General features: G+C 66.5%; 7 protein-coding genes. All 7 read right to left on the bottom strand.

Annotation, left to right across the window (positions count from 1 at the left end; all coding sequences use genetic code 11):
* The coding region (locus tag U9980_RS06980) for a protein kinase domain-containing protein (protein WP_322767182.1) at window positions 1–984 on the bottom strand (984 nt) is incomplete at its 3' end.
* Window positions 975–1,826 carry a protein phosphatase 2C domain-containing protein gene (locus U9980_RS06975; protein WP_322754173.1) on the bottom strand — a complete coding sequence of 284 codons (852 nt, stop codon included), beginning with the start codon at window positions 1,824–1,826 and terminating at the stop codon, window positions 975–977. The genes U9980_RS06980 and U9980_RS06975, both read right to left, overlap by 10 nt.
* Window positions 1,823–2,566: a hypothetical protein gene (locus tag U9980_RS06970; protein ID WP_322767181.1), complete on the bottom strand. Its 744-nt coding sequence runs from the start codon at window positions 2,564–2,566 to the stop codon at window positions 1,823–1,825. Before U9980_RS06970 ends, U9980_RS06975 begins: the two co-directional genes overlap by 4 nt.
* A gap of 58 nt (window positions 2,567–2,624) precedes the next feature.
* The gene (locus U9980_RS06965) at window positions 2,625–3,800 is read right to left on the bottom strand and encodes a hypothetical protein (RefSeq protein WP_322767180.1); all 1,176 of its coding nucleotides are present in this window, start codon (window positions 3,798–3,800) and stop codon (window positions 2,625–2,627) included.
* A gap of 278 nt (window positions 3,801–4,078) precedes the next feature.
* Entirely contained in the window at window positions 4,079–4,450 is a 372-nt protein-coding gene (locus U9980_RS06960) for a hypothetical protein (RefSeq protein ID WP_322747126.1), read from the bottom strand.
* Between the two features lie 295 nt (window positions 4,451–4,745).
* Complete coding sequence (locus U9980_RS06955) at window positions 4,746–5,651, bottom strand: peptidoglycan-binding protein (protein WP_322767179.1); 906 nt, start codon at window positions 5,649–5,651, stop codon at window positions 4,746–4,748.
* 132 nt (window positions 5,652–5,783) lie between these two features.
* Window positions 5,784–6,205: C40 family peptidase (locus U9980_RS06950; RefSeq protein WP_322767178.1), on the bottom strand; the 422-nt coding region annotated here is incomplete at its 5' end.

Here is a 6,205-nt window from a genome sequence, read left to right as displayed (position 1 = left end):
GGCCCGCCTGCACCAAGGGCACTCCGGCAGATGCCCGCTGTAGGTGTGGCCCGGCCGGTCCGCGCACATACGCACGTCGTCCCAGGCGAGGTCGAGCGCCTCGGCCCATTCCTGCGCGGCGGGACGCGTCGCGGCCGTGCCGTGCCCGGACCCGAACGTTTGGCGGGCCAGCTCGGCGACCGGTGGCGGCAGGACACCGGGCTCGATGGCCTCGGCCGGGACGTCGACCTCGCTGGGCGCCGTCAGGACGGTGATGCCGTACTGGATGTTTGTCTCCGGTGACGGGTCGACGTCCAGCGGCCGGACCGGAATGCCGTGAAACGGATGGTCACCGCACAGCAGCAGTTGACATATGAGCACGGCGAGGGTGAAGCGGTCCGTCTCGACGCTCTTGGGACCGGAAAGCTCCGGCAGCAACTCGGGCGCAGCGTATTCCGGGGTGACGGTGTGGCAGGCGAAAACCTCGCCGTCATAGGAGAACTGCAGCGAATCACAGTCGAGAAAGCTGATCAGCCCGTCGCTTCGAACATGGATGTTGGACGGCGCGAGATCACCCACCACGATTTCCTGGTCGTGCAGGATCGCGACCAGCTGGGCCAGATTACTGGCCACCCCCAGCAGGAATTTCCAGTCCTTGTTCGGGAATGCGCTCAGGCGGGTGCGGTGCTCAAGGAATGTACTCAGCGGATGATGATCGGAACGCCGCATGACATAACCGAGAACCGTCCCGGTGGAATCGCGGGCGACGTCCTGCGGCCACACCAGCCCCGGATGGCCGGAGGCGGGCTCGACGAACTGCGATGCGCGGTAGGCCCGCAGCATGTACTCAAGTCGGCGGCTACGCTCGGTGTCGGGCTCCCGATAAATTTTCGCGGCCTGCCGGGAATCGGCATCCACGGCGTAGACGATCGACTCGGTACCGCTGCCGAGAACGGTCGAACAGGTCAACCTGCGTCCGTTCACAAAAATCTCGGTCACCGGCACAGGACGGCCACCACCAGTGTCGTGTCATCCTGGGTCACATCGGTGACCGCCTCCCGTAACAGCAGCTGGACGAGGCCGGAGGCATCGAAGTGATCGTCGTCAAGCAGGCTGAGCACGGTGTCGATGACAGGCTCCCTGGCCACCGCCAGCCGGCCGTCGGGGTCGCGCCGCAAGGCGACCGGGATCAGACCGTCGGTCGATACGAACACACCGGTGATCCACGGGTCGTAGACGGCATGCACCCGCACAGCCCGGCTCGTGTCCGAGGTGAGGAAGACCGTCTGACTGGAATGCTCGGCGTCGGCCGTCCCGGCGTCGAGCAGATGCAGATTGGCCTGTCCCCCGTCACCGGTGCGGATGACGATGAAGCCGTCCCCGATGCTCAGGTAGCCGATGATGGGATGAGCGAGCACGACGACCGTCAGCGTCGTCGCGAACTCGCCGACATGCGCCACGCCGGCGACCGCGGTGACGACCCGATGAAACTCGGTGACGATGTCCTCATGCACCGCCGCCAGCAGTTGGCGCAGGTCGGGCGCGCTCGCGGGCCGGCCGCCGGTGTGGATCCGGTCGCGCACGAGCCGGGTCGCGATGGCGACCGCGAGCCGGGAACCCTCCGCTGATCGCGGTGCCGATCCGGCGCCGTCGGCCACCGCCAGGACGTGGACGTCGGGCAGGGGTTCCCGGCTGTACAGGGCAAGATGGGCGAACGAATCCTCGCACCATCGCCCTTCCCGCACGTGTGAATATCCCTGGACGCTGGCTCCCCGGACCCGCCAGCGGTAGGGCCGGCCACGGCCTTCGTTTCGTCCCGTGAATGCGGGCTGCGGGCCGGCGGTCACGCCTGCCTCGGTTGGTAGCCACGCAGTTTGTAGTTGGGATCCTCCACGCTTCTGTCCAGTTGCAGGAGGATGTCACTGAAGTCAAACCGCCCGTAGACCATGTTTCGCTCCGGCGCAAACTCACGCAGGGTTTCCTGGCCCTGATCGTCGATAGGTGGGATGCCGATCGCGAAGAGAGCGAGTTTCTGAGCTGCCTCCAGCCCGCGGATCTCGCTCGCCAGTGGACGCCAGTCCGTCGTCGGTTTCCCCTGGTCGTCGGTTGGCCTGCCATCGGTGACGAGCCAGACAAGCGGCCGCTTCCAGGTCACCTTTTCCTGGGCTAGCTGCCGCTTGCGCGCTTCGATGACCGAGATGCTGAGCCGAACCGCCTCGACCAACGGTGTCACGCCATCGGCGATCAACCTCGGTGGTCGAAAACCGTCGGCGGGTACAAACGGTGTCCGGTCGCTACGCGGATCGAAACTCTCGTCACCGCGCCACTTGCGCACTCCCCCGGCACCGAACGTGATGAGCGCGAACTCGGTGGTCGCCGCCATCTTCTCGCCCCCGTGCATACTGCGCGCCCAACTGGCGAGCGCGTCGTTGAGCCTGCCGATCGCCTCGCCGCGCATGGAATAGGAGGTGTCCATGCAGAGGACCACGAGCACGCGATGGCTCGGCCGGGGAATAGGGATGCTGCCGATGACGTCCCGCGGCTGGCGGCGGTCCGTCGCCCGGTCGGGGCTGCTGCGCGGAGCCATTGTCTGATTCGTCCCCGTTTCCAGTTCCTTCTCGCACACCCGGCGGCCCCAGGTGGCTCTATCGCCGGACGCCGGAGTGATCCTGTGGCGGCCACGCCTGCAGTCCGTCCACCTCATCCATCCTCAACAGCACCTGGTTGCCGACGCGGGGTCGGGGCGATCCGGGACCTCCCATCCACGTTGCCCGGTAAAGTCCGCCGTCGACCGCGACGTAACCCTGCGGGTCGAACGCGGAATGCACCGTGCCGACCGGGCCGAGCGCCACATTCGGCGCCGCGACCCGGGAAACCGGCCGTGGTTCGGTCCGCCCACCGGTCACGCCGATTGGACCGCTTGCGACTCCTGCGGCTCCTGTGGATTGATCCCCGGCATCGCCATTGCGTCGCCGCCGACGCAGCCCGACCGGCAGCCGCAGGCGGCGTCCACGCAGAACAACGGCACCGAACGCGAGAATCACAACCGCAATCATCACATACGCCCACGTCGGCAGTATCGGTTGGTCCTCAGTCGGGGGAGCCGGGTTGGCCAGATTTCCCAGTGTCTGCACCCGGGACCCCTGCCCAGGCCTGGCAGCCAGGAGGAACACGTCGTCGTTGGTCGCGTACATGCCCGCGTCGTGTTCCGTCGCGGTACCCTCCACCTGCTTCTGACATTCCTTCGCGCAGGGCGCCGCTGACCGACTGTTGCGCGACAGCGCGGCACGGGATTCGTCCGGGTCGGCAAAGCGGTGGTCGGCAATCGCCAGCAGCAACGAACCGGCCGTCCCGAGATCTGGTGAGCCACCCGGCGTCGGCTGGGCCGGCAATGCGACCTCGACCGCGAGCATCGCCCGGCGATTGAAGATCGAATCCAGGTCGGTCAGGTCACGACGGTCATCGGGCAGGGCGGACGGGCCAGTCACCCGTACGACAACGGCACCACCGGTTTCCGGTATGTCCTTGAGCAAGCGGTTGAGGTTTCCCAGCACGGCTCGGTCGACCGTCGCCGGCAGCTCCACGACACGGATCACAAAGGCGCTGTCACCGCCCGGTGTCGGGGTGGCCGTCGGGGTGGCCGTCGGTGCGAGCGCGGATGCCGGCGGCAGACCCCATCGGTCAACGGTCGGCCCCGCAATGGCCGACCCCAAGACGAGCCCCGTGGCCAGCCCCAGGACGATGGCAATCGTCCCTGTCGCAGGTAGCGGGGCCCGTAACCGACGCGGGGGCCGCGCAGCAACGCCCGCCGCGTCTGTCACGCGGTGATGATGGCTGCCTCGTAGCAACCGAAGCCCCCCGAATGTCTGCTGCTATTCGCGACCTTACAGGTCACTATAGTGATCAGAAGAGCAGCATAGCCCCGAGGACGGACATGTCGTCCACGTGACCGCACGATTGGGGGCACGGTGGGAACGCGGTGTGGGCACCATGATGGCACAGGCCGCGGCGGCCACGCCCGAAATGTTCCGGACGCGGCCTGTGCCGCATAGCCGCGGACCCGGTCCTGCCGCGTGCCGATCCCAGTCGGAATCAGATCTCACCCAGGATCCGCAGGCTGCTCCGATCCGCCGAATGCCTGCCGTGATCCGCCGAGGGGCTCGGCCTGCTCCTCGCCCGCGGCCTCGGTGCTCCGCTGGTCCTCGGCGGTCGCCTGCTCGGCCCCGCCCTCGGCCTGCGCCGACTGGCCGACCCCCGCTGCGACGCCGACGAGTTCCCGCAGGCGGGCCTCGACGTAGGGCTCGGTGTAATGCGACCTGTCCGCGATCCGCCGCACGAGATCGTTGACGCTGGAAGCGGCTTCGAGATCAGCGGTGCTGACCTGGACGAACTGGTCGAGAATCTGGTGCCGGATCTCCTGCCAGTTCTGCCGCAGATACTGCTCCACCTGCTGCGCCTGCTGCTGCTCCATTCGATCACCTCCACATCGAGATGTCATTTACAGGCATAAATCTATGCCACCCACACCAGGAGTCAACCGGAAATCATGATGGTCCTGCCGCCAAACGCAGAATGATGCAAAAATACGGAGACGGGGTCGATGTCGACCGCAGCATCATTTACCTGGAAAAGCCTTGTTATTATTTGTGCTCCTGACATGCCAGTGGGTCACGAAGCCGTTCAAATGCATCCCGACGGATGCGCTGAAGTCCGCTGCCCTCCGCGACAATACAGACAGAATCTGATGATCTATCCGGTAATGGGACCTACGCGGTGAAAGAGAACAGCGCAGCGCGGGTCCGCGCCCCGACCACGCCATCGGCCGCAAGTCCGTGCCGGCGTTGGTATGCCTTCACCGTATTTGTGGTATGTGGCCCGAACTTTCCGTCCGCCACGACAGGGTAGCCACGTCCGGCCAGCGCTCGCTGAATCTGGCGCACGCCGGGACGCCCGCGGTGGGTGTAGCGGACTTCCCGCGCTCGGGGCACCGGATCGGCGACCCGTCGTGCCGGCGCCACGTCGGCCGCAGCGGTCCGGTCCGGCGTAGTGACCGGTGTAACCGGTGTACTGACCGGCCCAGTAGGACCACCTGGGCCGGTGGGATCGCCCTGGTAAGTGCCTGTCGCGCCATCACCAGCTGCCTCGGTGGCGGCAGCCGCAGCCCGCCCGAGGTACACGCGGTAGGACCCGTTGGTGTACGTACTCCATGCTCCGATGCCCTGCATGTCGCACACCCGTTTGGCGGCCTGGGCGTTGATGGCTGGATCGAACAGATCTGCCCCGCCGACCCAGCCCGCATGCGCCCGCATGTTGATCTGCCACAGTCCCCGGGAATCCTCGCCATTGGGGTTGTGCGCGTTCGCGTTGCCGCCGGACTCGGCCAGCGCGACCGCGACCCAGGTCTGCAGCGGCTTCCCGTCACAACCGCCAAGTCCCGCCTTCCTGCCGGCACCGGCGATGGAAGCGTCGGGAACAGGTGTCGCAGCGACAGAACTCGTGCCGGGCGCAGGCGGGCCGGCACCGGGCGATGCGGTGGGGTTCGCGCTCGCCGGACCCGCGGTCAGCATCATTCCCGCCGTCGCGCCGATGACACCGGCGGTGGCAGCCACCGCGCCGCGGTTGTACTGGGACTGTTTTCTGTGCCTTCCCCTGGTCATTATCAGATATCTCACTTCAGTATCGTCGATCGGCTCATAGGCGCCGCGCGGACGCACCCGTCACAGCCAAGCTGGCGGAATGCCCACGGTGGGGCACGCGGCAGCCCGGCCATGACGGGTCGCATGTCTGTTAACAGTCGAGCCAGGTCACCCCAGCCGGCCAACGAGATAACTCGTGGAATAAATCTTCTGAAGCCGGACGACGGTTCCGCTGTGGGGAGCGGCCCACATCATGTCGCCCCCGGCGTAAATCGCCACGTGATGAATGTTTCCGGGCTGCCCGAAGAAGATGAGATCACCGGGTTGCTTGGCATCCCGCGATATCTTCTGCGACGCCGCGTACTGGGCGTCGGTCACCCGCGGCACGCTCCGGCCGAGCTGTTTGTAGATGTACTGGACAAGCCCGGAACAATCAAAGGAGTTCGGACCCTGGGCGCCCCACACGTATGGCTTGCCCGCCTGCTTCGATGCCAGATAGACGATCTTCTCACCGAGACTGGCAGTGGACGCCGCGGAACCGTCCTGCTGCGACGACGCACTGTCCGGCGGTGCCGAGAGGCCGCCAGTCT

Origin of the sequence: Protofrankia sp. Cr1 (assembly GCF_963555865.1) — a bacterium.
GTDB lineage: Bacteria > Actinomycetota > Actinomycetes > Frankiales > Frankiaceae > Protofrankia.
This window is presented reverse-complemented; position numbering and strand designations above follow the sequence as displayed.